Raw genomic sequence first — 14,238 nt, 5'->3', positions numbered from 1 at the left:
TGAGAAAAAGGTCAGACGCTTATGATATAATTGATTTGTTTTTGAGGAGGCGGGTTATGAAAGTATTACTTTATTTTGAAGGACAAAATGTTATTGGAAAATCCGGAATCGGCAGAGCCTTAAGTCATCAAAGAAGAGCACTGGATGCGGTGGGGATCGAGTACACATTAGATCCAAATTCGACCGATTATGATTTATTACATGTAAATACATATGGACCTAAAAGTCTCTATTTAGTTAAAAAAGCGAAAAAAATGGGCAAGAAAGTGATTTATCATGCGCATTCTACGGAAGAGGATTTCCGAAATTCGTTTATCGGCTCAAATCAGTTGGCACCTTTCGTAAAAAAATGGTTAGTGGCTTTGTATGAGCAGTCCGATCACCTGATTACACCGACACCTTATTCAAAAAAGCTGTTGCAACAATATGGTTTGACCCAGCCGATCGCTGCCATTTCAAATGGAATCGATCTAAAACGGTATTATCCAGATGAATACAAAGAAGCGGCTTTTCGCCGACATTTTCATTTATCGGAAACACAAAAAGTAGTGATTTGTGTGGGATTGTTTTTCGAGCGTAAGGGAATCATTGATTTTGTGGAGATTGCTAAAAAAATGCCCGAATACACATTTATCTGGTTTGGCAGTGTTCCGATGCTTTCTATACCAAGAGAAATTCGCAAAATCGTCAAAAAAGATCATCCTGAAAATGTTCTTTTTCCTGGTTATATCAATGGCGATCTGATTGAGGGAGCTTACTCAGGGGCGGATTTGTTTTTCTTTCCTTCTTACGAAGAAACAGAAGGGATCGTTGTTTTAGAGGCGTTAGCCAGTCAACAGCAGATCTTATTAAGGGATATCCCTGTCTATGAAGGCTGGATGGAGAATCGTGTAAACTGTTATATGGGAACTACGAATCAGGAATTTGAGGGATTGATCCGACAATTGGTCAATCATCAATTGCCAAATCTTGCACTGACAGGATTTAAAACTGCGCAGGAAAAAAGTATTACGCAGATCGGGAAAGAACTAAAAGCGGTGTATCAAAAAGTTTTAGGTGTTCCCTATGATCATCAAGTCTATGGAAGAATCGCAAAGTAGTTTGGAGGAATTGACGTGCGAATTGGTTTTTTTACAGACACCTATTTTCCCCAAGTAAGCGGGGTTGCAACATCTATTAGAACGTTGAAAGATCAGCTTGAGGAACAGGGCCATGAAGTATTTATATTTACGACAACTGATCCTGACGCCGATGAGTTTGAAAAAGATATCGTCCGAATGCCGAGTGTGCCCTTTGTATCCTTTACGGATCGACGGATCGTTGTACGGGGCATTTGGTTTGCGTATCAAATCGCGAAAGAATTGAACTTGGATATCATCCATACCCATACAGAATTTGGTGCGGGCTTCTTAGGCAAATTGGTGGCGAACCGGTTGCGAATCCCAGTGGTTCATACGTACCACACGATGTATGAGGACTATCTTCATTATATTGCCAATGGAAAAGTGGTTCGGCCGACACATGTGAAGCACTTTATAAAAATGTTTGTTAATCATTCTACAGGAGTCGTTTGCCCAAGTAAGCGGGTGGTGGATACTCTGCAGCGTTATGAGGTGGAGATCCCTATGCGGATTATTCCGACGGGGATCGACGTGAAGCATTTTGTTCGGCCGGATATTACCAAAGAGCAAACGGATCAATTGCGGCAGAACTTAGGAATTCAAGAGAACGAGCTGATGATTTTATCTCTCAGCCGTATTTCCTATGAAAAAAATATCCATGTCATCGTGCAGCAATTTACTGAGATTCTTATGAGTTTTCCGAAGGCGCGTCTTGTTATTGTTGGTAAGGGCCCTTATCGTGAAGATCTAGAAGAATTGGCGAGTGAACTCGGTATTGAGGAGTATGTTCAGTTTACCGGAGAAGTTCCTCATGAGGAAGTAGCGTATTATTACCACGCAGCGGATTACTTTGTCAGCGCGTCAACCTCAGAAACACAAGGGCTGACCTACGCTGAGGCGATTGCTTCCGGTACGCAATGTATCGTGGAAGGAAACGATTATTTAGAGCAATTATTGGACCATGAATCTTTAGGGATCACGTTTGAACGAGACAACGACTTTAGTGATTGCTTTGTTCGTTACGCGCAGCAACAGATCCCGGTAGATCCGGAAGTACAAAAAAATAAACTGATTGAGATCTCTGCCGAACGCTTTGGAAGTGAGATTCTTAAATTCTATCAAGAAATGATTCTTTATTATGAACAAAATCATGTGGAAGTAAGGTCTCCCGCGCATACAGTTCAAAAAATGCGTGTCCGGATCAACTCCCTCAGAAATAGCGAAGATAAATAAAGCTGAAATCCATCTCTTCATGTATACTGGAGATGGATTATTTTTTATTTTGGAGGTAAAGCAGATGAAAATAGGATTTATCGGTACTGGCGTGATGGGAAAATCGATTGTAAAGCATTTTTTAGCAGCAGGACACGAGGTCGCTGTATACAATCGTACAAAAAGCAAAACGGATGAATTAGTTGCACACGGTGCAATTTGGCAAGATACGCCAGCAGAGGTGACGAATGCCAGCGAGATTATTTTTTCTATGGTAGGCTATCCTAGCGATGTTGAAGAAATCTATTATGGAGCGAAGGGTATTTTTTCAGCAGAGGTCGCTGAAAAGATCTTAATTGATTTGACGACGTCGACACCGACCTTGGCAGAAAAAATTTATCAAACAGCTAAAGAAAAAGACGCAGCTTCATTAGATGCTCCTGTTTCGGGCGGTGATTTAGGTGCCCAGAACGGAACGTTGACAATCATGGTCGGCGGCGATCGCGGGGTGTATGACCGGGTGATACCGTTATTTGAAATAATGGGAAAAAGTTATTCCCTTCAAGGTGAAGCTGGTGCGGGACAACATACGAAAATGGCGAACCAAATCATGATTGCCGGAACAATGACCGGCATGACAGAAATGCTTGTCTATGCGAAAGCAGCCAATTTAGACGTTTCGAAAGTGTTAGAAACCTTAGGCGGCGGTGCTGCTCAAAACTGGTCCATGTCGAATTACGCGCCGCGTATTTTGAAGTCGGACTATTCGCCAGGCTTCTTTGTAAAACACTTTATCAAAGACTTGAAAATCGCCTTAGACGAAGCTGAAAAAATGGACCTTGATTTACCAGCAACTAAATTAGCCACAGAGCTATATGAACGCTTGGCAGACCAAGGATTCGAAAATGATGGGACGCAAGCGTTGATTAAATTGTGGTGGTCTGAATCTTAAGTTAGATTTAGTAAAAAAATCATAAATTTATTGATGAAAATCAATGCAAGATACGGTTGGATTTGATACAATAAGACAGAATTGAGAAGAAGGGGGGCATCTAGATGAAACATTCACAATTAGTTGCCATTATTAAACGCTTGGAAGCAATGACTGAATCAACGGATAATGAAGTACAATTGCGTCGTTTTGAAAAAGAAGGCGTAGAAAAATGTACTGTAACTTATGATAATACAACAGAAACATTTGAGCTGACTGAAAGCGACAGCAAACAATCTTATCAATTTGATAACATCGACATTGTTGCGATGGAAATTTATGATTTGATTCAATAAAACGGGGAATCCCGTTTTTTTTTGCGCTTTTTTTAGGAGCTGCACCGAACATTCAATGACAATTTTATGAGAAAATCCTATTTTTTGTCCAAACTCAGATCATATCTTTTGAACTAATGAACGTTTAGGAAGAATATATTGTGAGGGAGGCATGATTATGTTAGACAAAGAAGTATACAATCAATTATTTAAACCATCTTTTTCTAAAAAAACAGAAGTTACTTTTTGGGATGGTTCAGTGAAGGAATATGGAAATCCCGAAGAGGATACCGTCTTCAAGATTCTTTTTAACGAAAAAATTCCAGTGAAGGAATTAATGAACAATGCATCTCTCGCGTTAGGCGAAGCATACATGGAAAAGAAAATCGAAATTGAAGGCGATCTTCAGGCCTTGATCTACGATGTTTACAATCAATCAAATGGCTTTTTCCATAACACTAATTTCAAAAAGTGGATGCCAAAGGAAAAGCATACAAAAAAACAATCGGCACATGATATTCATAGCCATTATGATTTAGGAAATGATTTTTATGAATTGTGGTTGGATCGCACCTTGACCTATTCGTGCGCTTTTTTTGAAACGCCGGAAGATTCTTTGGAGCAAGCACAAATCAATAAAGTGCATCATATTTTAGATAAATTATTTATTCAGCCGGGTGAAACATTGTTAGATATTGGTTGCGGTTGGGGAACGTTGATCTTAACCGCGGCTAAAGAGTACAAAGTGAAGGCTAAGGGGATCACGCTTAGTGAAGAACAGTATCAACACATTCAAGAAATCATTAAAGAGGAACATTTGGAAGAGAGCGTTTCTGTTGAATTGATGGACTATCGTGACTTGAAAGGGACCTTTGATCACATCACGAGTGTAGGAATGTTCGAGCACGTGGGTGCGGAAAATCTGCAAGAGTATTTTAAAGTCGTTGAAGGTCACCTAGCACCGAATGGGACAGCATTGATTCATGGAATCAGCCGTCAACAAGGCGGGGCAAAAAATGCGTGGATCAATCAATACATCTTCCCAGGCGGATATATTCCAGGCGTTACTGAATTGGTAGGACACATTACTGAAAATGACTTGCAGCTAATTGACCTTGAAAGCTTGCGTCGGGATTATCAATTAACATTAGAGCACTGGACTAAAAACTTCCATGAAGTAGCAGATAAAGTGATCGAGCAAAAAGATGAAGCTTTTTATCGAATGTGGGATCTTTATTTGCAAGCCTGTGCAGCGTCATTTCAAGCGAGCAATATTGATGTCATTCAATATTTGCTGGTTCATCCAAATAATAATGCAATTCCTATGCATAGAAATGTTTAATAAGCGGGCTTCCCGCTTATTTTTTTTATTTCGACCAACAAAAGCATTTTACGAGTGGATGAAGTCTGTAAATTTCGAAGAAGGGGACAATCGACAAGCGTCGTGTCATTATTTTCGAGCAAAAGAAAATTTTTGAGCAGCCACAGTTAAATGATTGGGCTGATAGCAGCGCTTCTTGGAAAAGAGAAATTGATTAAGGACCTCTTTTTTTTGAAAATATGATTTGATTATCAAAGTATTTCTGTTATTATTCAAGAATCGAAGCCCCCTAGTGATAATCATTAATTTTTGATTAACTGAAAAAATGTAGTTGCATTCAGAAAAAAAATAAGATATAGTTTGAACATCAAATGATTTGATAATCAAACTAATTAGGTGAGGACATGGAAAAAAACTGGGAAGAATTAAATACCTATTTAGTTTCTATTTTCAACGACGTTTTGTCGATTGAAGAAAACGAACTAAAAAAATCAAAATTCAGCGATTTGACGATTACAGAGATGCACACCATCGATGCGATCGGGATGTACAAAAAAAAGACGACGACGGAAGTTGCTAGAGAACTGTTAGTTACCGTTGGAACATTGACGACATCCATCAATCGTTTAGTGAAAAAGGGCTATGTAGAACGGATTCGGAGCGAGGATGATCGTCGAGTCGTTAAACTGGGTTTGACGAAAACGGGACGCTTAGTCTTTCGAGTTCATCAACACTTTCACTTGGAGATGGTGAAAAGTGCCATCAAAGACTTGAATACAGAAGAGCAAGAAGTTTTTCGAAAAGCTCTAGCGAATCTATATAGTTATTTAGAGGAGATCAAATGAGTATGAGCTTCGGAAAGATCATTGCAACAGCACGCTACTTACCTGAAAGAGTCGTTACCAATGATGACTTAGCTGAATGGATGGAAACGTCTGATGAATGGATTCAATCGAGAACGGGAATCAAACAGCGGCATATAGCGGAAGTAGAAAATACTTCTGATATGTGCGCGCAGGTTGCGAAGAAACTGATTAGCAAGGCAACGATCGATCCAATGAGTTTGGATTTCATTATTGTTGCGACGATGTCTCCTGACTATACTTCGCCCTCGGTCGCTTGTCAGGTTCAAGGACAGATCGGGGCAAAGCAGGCGATGGCGTTTGATGTAACTGCTGCCTGTGCAGGTTTTGTGTACGCGGTAGCAACTGCCGAAAATTTTATTCGCGGTGGGATGAAGCGGGGAATCGTGATTGGCGGAGAAAAGATTTCTAAGCTGTTAGATTGGCAAGATCGTTCATCCGCTGTTCTTTTCGGTGATGGCGCTGCCGGTATTTTACTTGAGGCAAATGAAGAACCTTCTATTATAAAGCAGATGCTGCGGTCAGATGGTGAACGTGCCAGTTCTTTGACTTCAGGTTTCCGTAAAAACAGTAACATTTTCCATGAAGAACCAGAAACGAATACGGCCTTGGCAATGGACGGCCGCGGTATCTGGAATTTCGCACTAAACGACGTCACCAAAAGTTTGAAAGAATTTATCGGTGACGAGTCAGTTGATTATTATTTGCTGCATCAAGCAAACAAACGAATCATTGAGAAAATCGCTCGTAAAATGAACGAGCCGATTGAAAAGTTCCCTATGAATTTAATGAATTATGGGAATACTTCAGCGGCGAGCATCCCAATTTTATTGGATGAACTCGTTGAAGCAAATGTTTTATCTTTAAACAGCAATCAAAAAGTGGTATTGACAGGCTACGGCGGCGGATTATCGTGGGGCAACCTGCTTATCCAGCTATAAGCTTGTTAAAAATATAAAAATCAAAACATAAAATTATCGGAGGAAACAACTTATGACATTCGAAAAAATTCAAGACATCATCGTAGAAGAGCTAGGAGTAGAAAAAGAAGCAGTTAAAATGGAAACAAACATCCAAGAAGATCTTGAAGCGGACAGCTTGGACCTATTCCAAATTATCAATGAAATCGAAGACGAATTTGATGTGAAGATCGAAACAGAAGATGGCATCACAACTGTTAAAGATTTAGTTGAATACGTTGAAAAACAACAAAACGCTTAATAAATAAAATTCTGGGAAAAGGCTAGGCGTGAGGCCTGGCCTTTCCTGTTATTAGGAGACGATCATGAAAACAGCATTCTTGTTCAGCGGGCAGGGCGCTCAATATGTCGGAATGGGCAAAGAGTTGTACCAGCAAGAAAAAGTCGTAAAAGAAACATTTGAAGAAGCCAGTGATTTACTTGGTTTTTCGATGGAGGAGCTATGCTTCGAAGAAAACGACCAGATCAATGAAACAAAATTTACTCAGCCAGCTATACTGACTGTCAGTACAGCTTTTTTACGAGTGTTGACTGAGAAAGGGTTTCAAGCAGATGCAGTCGCAGGGTTGAGTTTAGGTGAATATACAGCGTTGGTCGCCTCGGGTGCTTTGACATTTGAAGATGCGGTACAACTGGTTCACAAACGCGGACAATTCATGAGTGAGGCTGCGCCAACAGGCAGCGGGAAAATGGTAGCAGTAATGAATACTGCGTCAGAAGTAATTGAAGAGTGCTGTAGAGAAGCTTCTTCCATCGGAATTGTTTCACCAGCAAACTATAATACTCCGCAACAAATCGTAATTGGCGGTGAAGTCGCCGCAGTTGAAAAAGCGGAAGAATTATTGCAAGCGGCTGGAACAAAACGCATGATCCCACTAAACGTTAGCGGCCCGTTTCACACAGCCTTGTTAGAGCCAGCGAGTAAACGACTAAACGAGGTATTGCAAACGATCGTCTTCGGGGAAATGCACCTGCCAGTGATCTCGAATACCACTGCAAAAATAATGCCGCAAGAAGACATTGTCTCTTTGTTGACGAGACAAGTGATGTCTCCTGTCCGTTTTAGCGACAGCGTTGTAACGATGAAGGAGCTAGGTATCTCACGAGCGGTCGAGATTGGGCCAGGAAAAACATTGTCTGGATTCATTAAAAAAATCGATCGTTCATTGGCGACTAGTCGGGTAGAAGATGAGAAAACCTTACAGGCTACGATCGACTTCTTAGGACAATAGCGTCACTTCATTCTTTGGCGAAGGCAATAGAAGCGACAGAAATTTAAACATCCAGATACGAATAAATTTCTAACTACGACATGGGAGGTTCGAATGGAACTTACGAATAAAACAGTGTTTATCACCGGCAGCAGCCGGGGGATCGGCTGGGGAATTGCGAAAGCATTTGCTCAAGCAGGTGCAAATATCGTATTGAATGGACGAAAAGAGATCCCTGCGGAAAAAGTCGCGGAGATCGAAGCGTTCAACGTGAAATGCATCAGCATTTGCGGAGATATCAGCTCCTTTGAGGATGCTGGGCACATGATCAAGGAATGCGAAGACACGCTAGGTACGATCGATATTTTGATCAATAATGCGGGCATCACAAAGGACCAATTGCTTTTACGTATGAAGCCGGAGGATTTTGATGCCGTTATGGATATTAATCTGAAGGGGACCTTCAACATGACGCAGCAAGTATTGAAAAAAATGATGAAGAAACGTGCAGGCGCGATCATCAATCTTTCAAGTGTCGTTGGCTTGATCGGGAATGTTGGACAATGCAATTACGCGGCGAGTAAAGCAGGTGTTCTCGGCTTCACGAAAGCTGTAGCCAGAGAAGTCGCGCCTCGCGGCATTACCTGTAATGCTATTGCTCCTGGATTTATCAAAACAGATATGACAAATGAATTGAACGATAAAGTAAAAGAACAAATGGAAGGACAAATTCCGCTAAAAAGCTTCGGGACGGTAGAAGATGTTGCTAATGCAGCCCTATTTCTAGCTCAAAGCGAATACATCACGGGACAGGTATTGAACGTTGATGGCGGAATGGTCATGTAAAGAAAGGACGGATGAAAATGAATCGTGTCGTAATTACAGGCTTTGGTGTTGCTTCACCAATCGGGAACGATGAAGAAACATTTTTAACTAATCTAAAAGAAGGAAATCATGGGTTTGGCCCAATCACCCGTTTTGATGCAAGTGAAACAGGGATTACAGTCGCCGCAGAAGTAAAAGAGTTTCCTTTAGAAAAATATTTTGTCAAAAAAGATACAAAGAGAATGGAAACTTATTCCTTATATGCTATTTATTCTGCGCTGGAAGCATTGAAGATGAGCGGTATCAACACGGATGAAGAGGATATGGAGCGCTTTGGCGTAATGATCGGATCAGGTGTTGGCGGTCTCGGATCAATCCAGGATCAAGTACTCAAAATGGATGCTAAAGGTCCCGGACGTGTATCGCCAATGTTCGTACCGTTAGCGATTGTAAATATGGCAGCCGGAAATGTTGCTTTACGGATCGGGGCAAAAGGTATTTGTACCAGTACTGTGACAGCCTGCGCAAGCGGCACGCATTCGATCGGGGAAGCCTTCCGAAATATCAAACACGGATATTCTGATGTGATCATTGCTGGTGGTGCAGAATCTTGTATCAATAAAATTGGTATTTCTGGGTTTGCTTCATTAACTGCCTTGAGTACCTCTGAAGATCCAGCACGAGCATCGATCCCATTTGATAAAGACCGCAATGGGTTTGTTATGGGTGAGGGAGCCGGTGTCCTAGTTTTAGAATCCTTGGAGCACGCTCAAAATCGCGGTGCTGAAATTCTTGGAGAAGTCGTTGGATACGGCGCAACCTGTGACGCGTACCATATGACTGCACCTTCTCCAGATGGCGAAGGCGCGGCACGAGCAATCAAAGAGGCAATCAAAGAAGCAGGAATTACTCCTGATGAAGTCAACTATGTAAATGCACATGGCACTAGTACACAAGCAAATGACAAAGCGGAAAGCAAAGCAATCGAATCGGCATTGACTGAGAATGCATTTGTCAGCAGTACGAAGTCATTGACCGGGCACTTGCTTGGCGGAGCCGGCGGTGTAGAAGCTGTCGCGTCATTAATGGCTATTCAGCACCAATTTATTCCGCCAACCGCGAATATCCAAGAAGTAGATCCAGAAATCAAAGCAAATGTTGTTGTGAATGAAGCAAAAGAGACAGCAGTCAATTACGCTGTAAGTAACTCTCTCGGTTTCGGCGGTCACAATGCTGTGATTTGCTTGAAGCGCTGGGAGGATTAAGAATGGAAATCAAAGAAGTCAAAGAACTAATGAGTCAATTCAACGATTCGAGCCTCACTGAATTCGATTTACGTGAAGGCAGTTTTGAATTGTATATGAATAAAAATCAAACAAGTCGCCAAGTTTCAGCGCCTGTACAAAAAGAAGAGCAGCCAGCAGAGACCGTCGCTGCCCCTTCTAACCAGACAACTGCTGAACCTACAGCATCAGAAAGTGGCGCAACTGCTGAAAGCAAAAGCGGCGGACAAGTTATCACTTCCCCCATTGTAGGGATCGTTTACTTGCAGCCTTCGCCAGAACAAGAAGCATTTAAATCTGTTGGAGAAGCGGTAAGTCAAGGGGACACTGTCTGCATCATTGAAGCGATGAAGCTGTTGAATGAGATCACCAGTGAATTCGATGGGACGATCACCGAGATCTTGGTGGAAAATGAAGACGTTGTTGAATATGGACAGCCTTTGTTCCGCATCGGATAAAAAAGGTAAAACGACAAGTATGAAGAAACGAGGAGGAACGACATGTTAACAGTTGAAGAAATCAAAGAGATTATTCCGCATCGTTACCCGATGCTATTGATCGATCGTGTAGAGGAATTAGAAGCAGGGAAAAGCATCAAAGCGAAGAAAAACGTTTCTGTGAACGAACCCTTTTTCCAAGGACACTTTCCTCATGAACCTGTGATGCCCGGTGTTCTAATCGTGGAAGCGATGGCTCAAGCAGGTGCAGTTGCTTTATTGTCAATGGATGAATTTAAAGGGAAAACGGCTTATTTTGGCGGAATTGATAAAGCAAAATTCCGTAAGAAAGTGGTTCCAGGAGATACCTTAGTTTTAGAAGTAGAATTAACAAAAGTACGTTCGGCAGCAGGCTGCGGAAAAGGCATCGCATATGTCGATGGCAAAAAAGTAGCCGAGGCAGAGCTAACGTTTATGATTGGATAGAGGCCTATGTTTTCAAAAATTTTAATCGCTAATCGAGGCGAAATCGCTGTACGGATCATTCGTGCCTGTCGTGAATTAGGAATCCAGACAGTCGCTGTATACTCCGAGGCGGATAAAGAAGCGTTACACACAGAAATGGCCGATGAAGCGATTTGTATCGGACCTGCTCGTTCAAGTGAATCCTACTTAAATATGCAAGGCATCCTAAGTGCTGCGATCGTGACAAATGCAGAGGCGATCCATCCGGGTTTCGGCTTTTTATCTGAAAATAGTTTGTTTGCGACAATGTGTGAAGAATGCAACATCAAATTTATTGGTCCTAGTGAAAAAACAATTGATGCGATGGGAAACAAGATCCACGCACGTCAATTGATGCAAAAAGCAGGTGTTCCTGTTATTCCAGGCAGCGACGGCTCGATCGATAGTTTGGAAGAAGCCGAAAAACTAGCTGAAGAAATTGGCTACCCGGTGATGCTGAAGGCAGCGGCTGGCGGCGGCGGAAAAGGGATTCGTAAAGTTCCGACAAAGAGTGAATTAGAAAAGCACTTTTTATCAGCCAAGTCAGAAGCAAAAGCGGCTTTTGGTGATGATTCGATGTACATGGAAAAAATCATTTATCCAGCACGTCATATTGAAGTACAGATTTTAGGGGATCAGCAAGGCAATGTGATTCATTTAGGAGAACGAGACTGTTCCTTGCAGCGGAACAATCAAAAGGTTTTGGAAGAGGCTCCTTCAGTCGTTATCGGTGAGGAAAATCGGAAGATGCTGGGAGATATCGCTGTCAAAGCCGGAAAAGCGGTTAACTATGAAAGTGCAGGGACGATTGAATTTCTTCGAGACGAAGAGGGTCATTTCTACTTTATGGAGATGAACACACGGATTCAAGTTGAGCATCCGATCACTGAAATGGTGACGGGCATTGATATTGTAAAAAAACAAATCAAAATTGCAGCAGGGGAACCGTTAGGACTAGAACAATCGGATGTTACCTTCCATGGACATTCAATCGAATGCCGAATCAACGCGGAAAATCCGGCGTTCAATTTTGCTCCTTCGCCCGGTAAAATCAAAACGCTGCTATTGCCTAGTGGTGGTTTAGGGTTGAGAGTAGATAGCGCGATGTATAGCGGTGTATCCATTCCGCCATACTATGATTCCATGATCGCGAAAATCATCGTGCACGGTGACGATCGCTTTGATGCCTTGATGAAGATGCAACGTGCATTAGGAGAATTCGTGTCAGATGGCGTTATCACGAATGTGGAGTTCCAAATGGATCTGATCAGCCATCCAAGTGTACTTTTTGGCGATTATGATACCAGCTTTTTACAAAAAACATTTTTACCTGAGTGGCAACAAAGCGAGTAGGAGGAATTTAAGTGGGACTTTTTAATAAGAAAAAAAACTACATTCGGATCAATCCTAACCGCGACACTATGCCAGCAACGAAACCTGCTGTACCAGACGATATGTGGGCGAAATGTCCAAATTGTAAACGTACATTGTATAAAAAAGAAATCGGTGCTGAAAAAGTTTGTCCTCATTGCGGTTACAGCTTTCGCATAAGCGCTTGGGAACGATTAGCATTGACGATCGATGAAAAGAGCTTTGTTGATTGGGACAATCAATTGGAACAAAAAAATCCGATTGATTTTCCTGATTATTTGACCAAAATCGACAATATGAAAGAAAAGACCGGCCTTGATGAAGCGGTCTTAACTGGAAAAGCGACGATCAATGGTCAAGAAGTGGCGATCGGTGTCATGGATGCAAATTTCATCATGGGCAGTATGGGAACAGTGGTTGGCGAAAAAATCACTCGCCTTTTTGAAAAGGCGGTTGCTGAAAAATTGCCCGTCGTCCTTTTTACTGCTTCGGGAGGCGCTCGAATGCAAGAGGGGATCTTCTCACTGATGCAAATGGCAAAAATCTCGGCGGCAGTGAAGCGTCACAGTAATGCCGGATTACTCTACATTACGGTATTGACAGATCCGACGACTGGCGGTGTTACTGCCAGCTTTGCGATGGAAGGCGACATTATTTTAGCTGAACCGCAAACTTTGGTAGGATTCGCTGGTAGACGAGTAATCGAACAGACGATTCGTCAACAATTGCCTGAGGATTTTCAAAAAGCAGAATTTCTTTTGCAACATGGATTTATAGATCAAATCATCCCAAGAATGATGCTGAAAGATCGTTTGTCGGAATTCGTCGCATTTCATCAAGAGAAAGGCTGGTGTGACTAATGGGTCTTACTGCTGGAGAGATTGTTAAACTGGCGAGGCACCAAGATCGGTTGACCAGTCTGGATTATTTTGAGAAAATTTTTACCGACTTTCAAGAACTGCACGGCGATCGTCTCTTTGGTGATGATCCTGCCATCATTGGAGGAATTGCCAAACTTGCAGGGAAGCCGGTAACCGTCATTGGTATTCAAAAGGGAAATGATTTGAAAGAAAATATGGCGCGTAATTTTGGTCAACCCAATCCTGAGGGCTATCGCAAGGCACTGCGGTTAATGAAGCAAGCGGAGAAATTCAAACGTCCCGTGATTTGTTTCGTAAATACACCGGGGGCATTCTGCGGCGTGGAAGCTGAAGAACGTGGAGAAGGCGAGGCCATCGCCCGAAACCTGATGGAAATGTCCGATTTAAAGGTTCCGATCATTTCGATCGTCACTGGAGAAGGTGGCAGCGGCGGCGCATTAGCGTTGGCGTTAGCGGATGAGGTTTGGATGATGGAATATAGTATCTACGCGATTCTTTCGCCAGAGGGCTTTGCTTCGATTCTTTGGAAAGACGGCAAGCGCGCAGATGAAGCGGCTGAACTAATGAAGATAACCGCCGCTGAATTATTGGATCTGGCTGTCATTGACCGCGTGATTCCTGAAACGTTGAAAGGAAACAAACTCAGCGAAGAAAAAATCATCCGTATGATGAAGAAGTCATTGATTGAAAAAATCACAGAGCTTTCGAGCTATACGACAGAAGAATTAATTGAAAAACGATACCAGCGTTTCCGTAAATTTTAAGGTGTGCGCAGAAATAAAAAGTCAGAAGTTTGATCCCCGTGATCAGATTTTCTGGCTTTTTATTGTTTAAAGTCAGTGATAGAGAAGTGTCTGCTAGAAATATTTATTCATAATATCTTTAATATTTATACAATAAAATGCTTGTTTTATGAAAATTTCATGCTATAATAAATTCATTGAAAAAACCATTCAAAAAATA

General features: G+C 41.9%; 16 protein-coding genes. All 16 read left to right on the top strand.

Annotation, left to right across the window (positions count from 1 at the left end):
• The first annotated feature begins 56 nt into the window (after positions 1 to 56).
• The 16 genes from A5868_RS10400 (at position 57) to A5868_RS10325 (ending at position 14,039) form a co-directional block, all read left to right on the top strand.
• Positions 57 to 1,100 (top strand): glycosyltransferase, encoded by a 1,044-nt coding sequence (locus A5868_RS10400; protein ID WP_010780297.1) that lies wholly within the window; start codon positions 57 to 59, stop codon positions 1,098 to 1,100.
• Between the two features lie 15 nt (positions 1,101 to 1,115).
• Positions 1,116 to 2,354, top strand: a complete 1,239-nt coding sequence (locus A5868_RS10395) for a glycosyltransferase family 4 protein (protein WP_010780298.1) — start codon at positions 1,116 to 1,118, stop codon at positions 2,352 to 2,354.
• 19 nt (positions 2,355 to 2,373) lie between these two features.
• Entirely contained in the window at positions 2,374 to 3,285 is a 912-nt protein-coding gene (locus tag A5868_RS10390; RefSeq protein ID WP_086303541.1) for an NAD(P)-dependent oxidoreductase, read from the top strand.
• Between the two features lie 104 nt (positions 3,286 to 3,389).
• Positions 3,390 to 3,620 carry a YkuJ family protein gene (locus A5868_RS10385; RefSeq protein WP_010740403.1) on the top strand — a complete coding sequence of 77 codons (231 nt, stop codon included), beginning with the start codon at positions 3,390 to 3,392 and terminating at the stop codon, positions 3,618 to 3,620.
• A 157-nt stretch (positions 3,621 to 3,777) separates the two neighbouring features.
• Complete coding sequence (locus tag A5868_RS10380; RefSeq protein WP_087654154.1) at positions 3,778 to 4,941, top strand: SAM-dependent methyltransferase; 1,164 nt, start codon at positions 3,778 to 3,780, stop codon at positions 4,939 to 4,941.
• A 383-nt stretch (positions 4,942 to 5,324) separates the two neighbouring features.
• Positions 5,325 to 5,765: a fatty acid biosynthesis transcriptional regulator FabT gene (gene fabT / locus A5868_RS10375; RefSeq protein ID WP_010780301.1), complete on the top strand. Its 441-nt coding sequence runs from the start codon at positions 5,325 to 5,327 to the stop codon at positions 5,763 to 5,765.
• Entirely contained in the window at positions 5,762 to 6,724 is a 963-nt protein-coding gene (locus A5868_RS10370) for a beta-ketoacyl-ACP synthase III (protein ID WP_010780302.1), read from the top strand. The genes fabT and A5868_RS10370 overlap by 4 nt, the downstream gene beginning before the upstream one ends.
• Positions 6,725 to 6,776: 52 nt before the next feature.
• On the top strand, positions 6,777 to 7,004 hold the full coding sequence (locus A5868_RS10365; RefSeq protein ID WP_010740399.1) for an acyl carrier protein: 228 nt from the start codon (positions 6,777 to 6,779) through the stop codon (positions 7,002 to 7,004).
• 64 nt (positions 7,005 to 7,068) lie between these two features.
• Entirely contained in the window at positions 7,069 to 7,995 is a 927-nt protein-coding gene (fabD, locus tag A5868_RS10360) for an ACP S-malonyltransferase (RefSeq protein WP_086303543.1), read from the top strand.
• Positions 7,996 to 8,088: 93 nt separating this feature from the next.
• Positions 8,089 to 8,820 carry a 3-oxoacyl-[acyl-carrier-protein] reductase gene (gene fabG, locus A5868_RS10355; RefSeq protein WP_086303544.1) on the top strand — a complete coding sequence of 244 codons (732 nt, stop codon included), beginning with the start codon at positions 8,089 to 8,091 and terminating at the stop codon, positions 8,818 to 8,820.
• Positions 8,821 to 8,837: 17 nt separating this feature from the next.
• On the top strand, positions 8,838 to 10,064 hold the full coding sequence (fabF, locus tag A5868_RS10350) for a beta-ketoacyl-ACP synthase II (protein ID WP_086303545.1): 1,227 nt from the start codon (positions 8,838 to 8,840) through the stop codon (positions 10,062 to 10,064).
• A gap of 2 nt (positions 10,065 to 10,066) precedes the next feature.
• A complete protein-coding gene (accB, locus tag A5868_RS10345) occupies positions 10,067 to 10,540 on the top strand; it encodes an acetyl-CoA carboxylase biotin carboxyl carrier protein (RefSeq protein WP_086303546.1) in 474 nt (157 codons plus the stop codon).
• A gap of 42 nt (positions 10,541 to 10,582) precedes the next feature.
• A complete protein-coding gene (fabZ, locus tag A5868_RS10340; protein WP_086303547.1) occupies positions 10,583 to 11,005 on the top strand; it encodes a 3-hydroxyacyl-ACP dehydratase FabZ in 423 nt (140 codons plus the stop codon).
• 6 nt (positions 11,006 to 11,011) lie between these two features.
• Positions 11,012 to 12,376 (top strand): acetyl-CoA carboxylase biotin carboxylase subunit, encoded by a 1,365-nt coding sequence (locus A5868_RS10335; protein WP_010780308.1) that lies wholly within the window; start codon positions 11,012 to 11,014, stop codon positions 12,374 to 12,376.
• Positions 12,377 to 12,387: 11 nt separating this feature from the next.
• Positions 12,388 to 13,254, top strand: coding sequence for an acetyl-CoA carboxylase, carboxyltransferase subunit beta (accD, locus tag A5868_RS10330; RefSeq protein WP_086303548.1), 867 nt, complete (start codon positions 12,388 to 12,390; stop codon positions 13,252 to 13,254).
• Positions 13,254 to 14,039: an acetyl-CoA carboxylase carboxyl transferase subunit alpha gene (locus A5868_RS10325; protein ID WP_010780310.1), complete on the top strand. Its 786-nt coding sequence runs from the start codon at positions 13,254 to 13,256 to the stop codon at positions 14,037 to 14,039. Before accD ends, A5868_RS10325 begins: the two co-directional genes overlap by 1 nt.
• The last annotated feature ends 199 nt before the right edge of the window (positions 14,040 to 14,238 follow it).

Source organism: Enterococcus sp. 12F9_DIV0723 (genome assembly GCF_002174375.1).
GTDB classification, from domain to species: domain Bacteria; phylum Bacillota; class Bacilli; order Lactobacillales; family Enterococcaceae; genus Enterococcus_A; species Enterococcus_A gilvus.
This window is presented reverse-complemented; position numbering and strand designations above follow the sequence as displayed.

Bases quoted from the DNA above. Each gene is read 5' to 3' on its own strand.
- A5868_RS10400 (WP_010780297.1), top strand. From the start codon at position 57: ATGAAAGTATTACTTTATTTTGAAGGACAAAATGTTATTGGAAAATCC.
- A5868_RS10390 (WP_086303541.1), top strand. From the start codon at position 2,374: ATGTATACTGGAGATGGATTATTTTTTATTTTGGAGGTAAAGCAGATG.
- A5868_RS10385 (WP_010740403.1), top strand. From the start codon at position 3,390: ATGAAACATTCACAATTAGTTGCCATTATTAAACGCTTGGAAGCAATG.
- A5868_RS10380 (WP_087654154.1), top strand. From the start codon at position 3,778: ATGTTAGACAAAGAAGTATACAATCAATTATTTAAACCATCTTTTTCT.
- fabT (WP_010780301.1), top strand. From the start codon at position 5,325: ATGGAAAAAAACTGGGAAGAATTAAATACCTATTTAGTTTCTATTTTC.
- A5868_RS10370 (WP_010780302.1), top strand. From the start codon at position 5,762: ATGAGTATGAGCTTCGGAAAGATCATTGCAACAGCACGCTACTTACCT.
- A5868_RS10365 (WP_010740399.1), top strand. From the start codon at position 6,777: ATGACATTCGAAAAAATTCAAGACATCATCGTAGAAGAGCTAGGAGTA.
- fabD (WP_086303543.1), top strand. From the start codon at position 7,069: ATGAAAACAGCATTCTTGTTCAGCGGGCAGGGCGCTCAATATGTCGGA.
- fabG (WP_086303544.1), top strand. From the start codon at position 8,089: ATGGAACTTACGAATAAAACAGTGTTTATCACCGGCAGCAGCCGGGGG.
- fabF (WP_086303545.1), top strand. From the start codon at position 8,838: ATGAATCGTGTCGTAATTACAGGCTTTGGTGTTGCTTCACCAATCGGG.
- accB (WP_086303546.1), top strand. From the start codon at position 10,067: ATGGAAATCAAAGAAGTCAAAGAACTAATGAGTCAATTCAACGATTCG.
- fabZ (WP_086303547.1), top strand. From the start codon at position 10,583: ATGTTAACAGTTGAAGAAATCAAAGAGATTATTCCGCATCGTTACCCG.
- A5868_RS10335 (WP_010780308.1), top strand. From the start codon at position 11,012: ATGTTTTCAAAAATTTTAATCGCTAATCGAGGCGAAATCGCTGTACGG.
- A5868_RS10325 (WP_010780310.1), top strand. From the start codon at position 13,254: ATGGGTCTTACTGCTGGAGAGATTGTTAAACTGGCGAGGCACCAAGAT.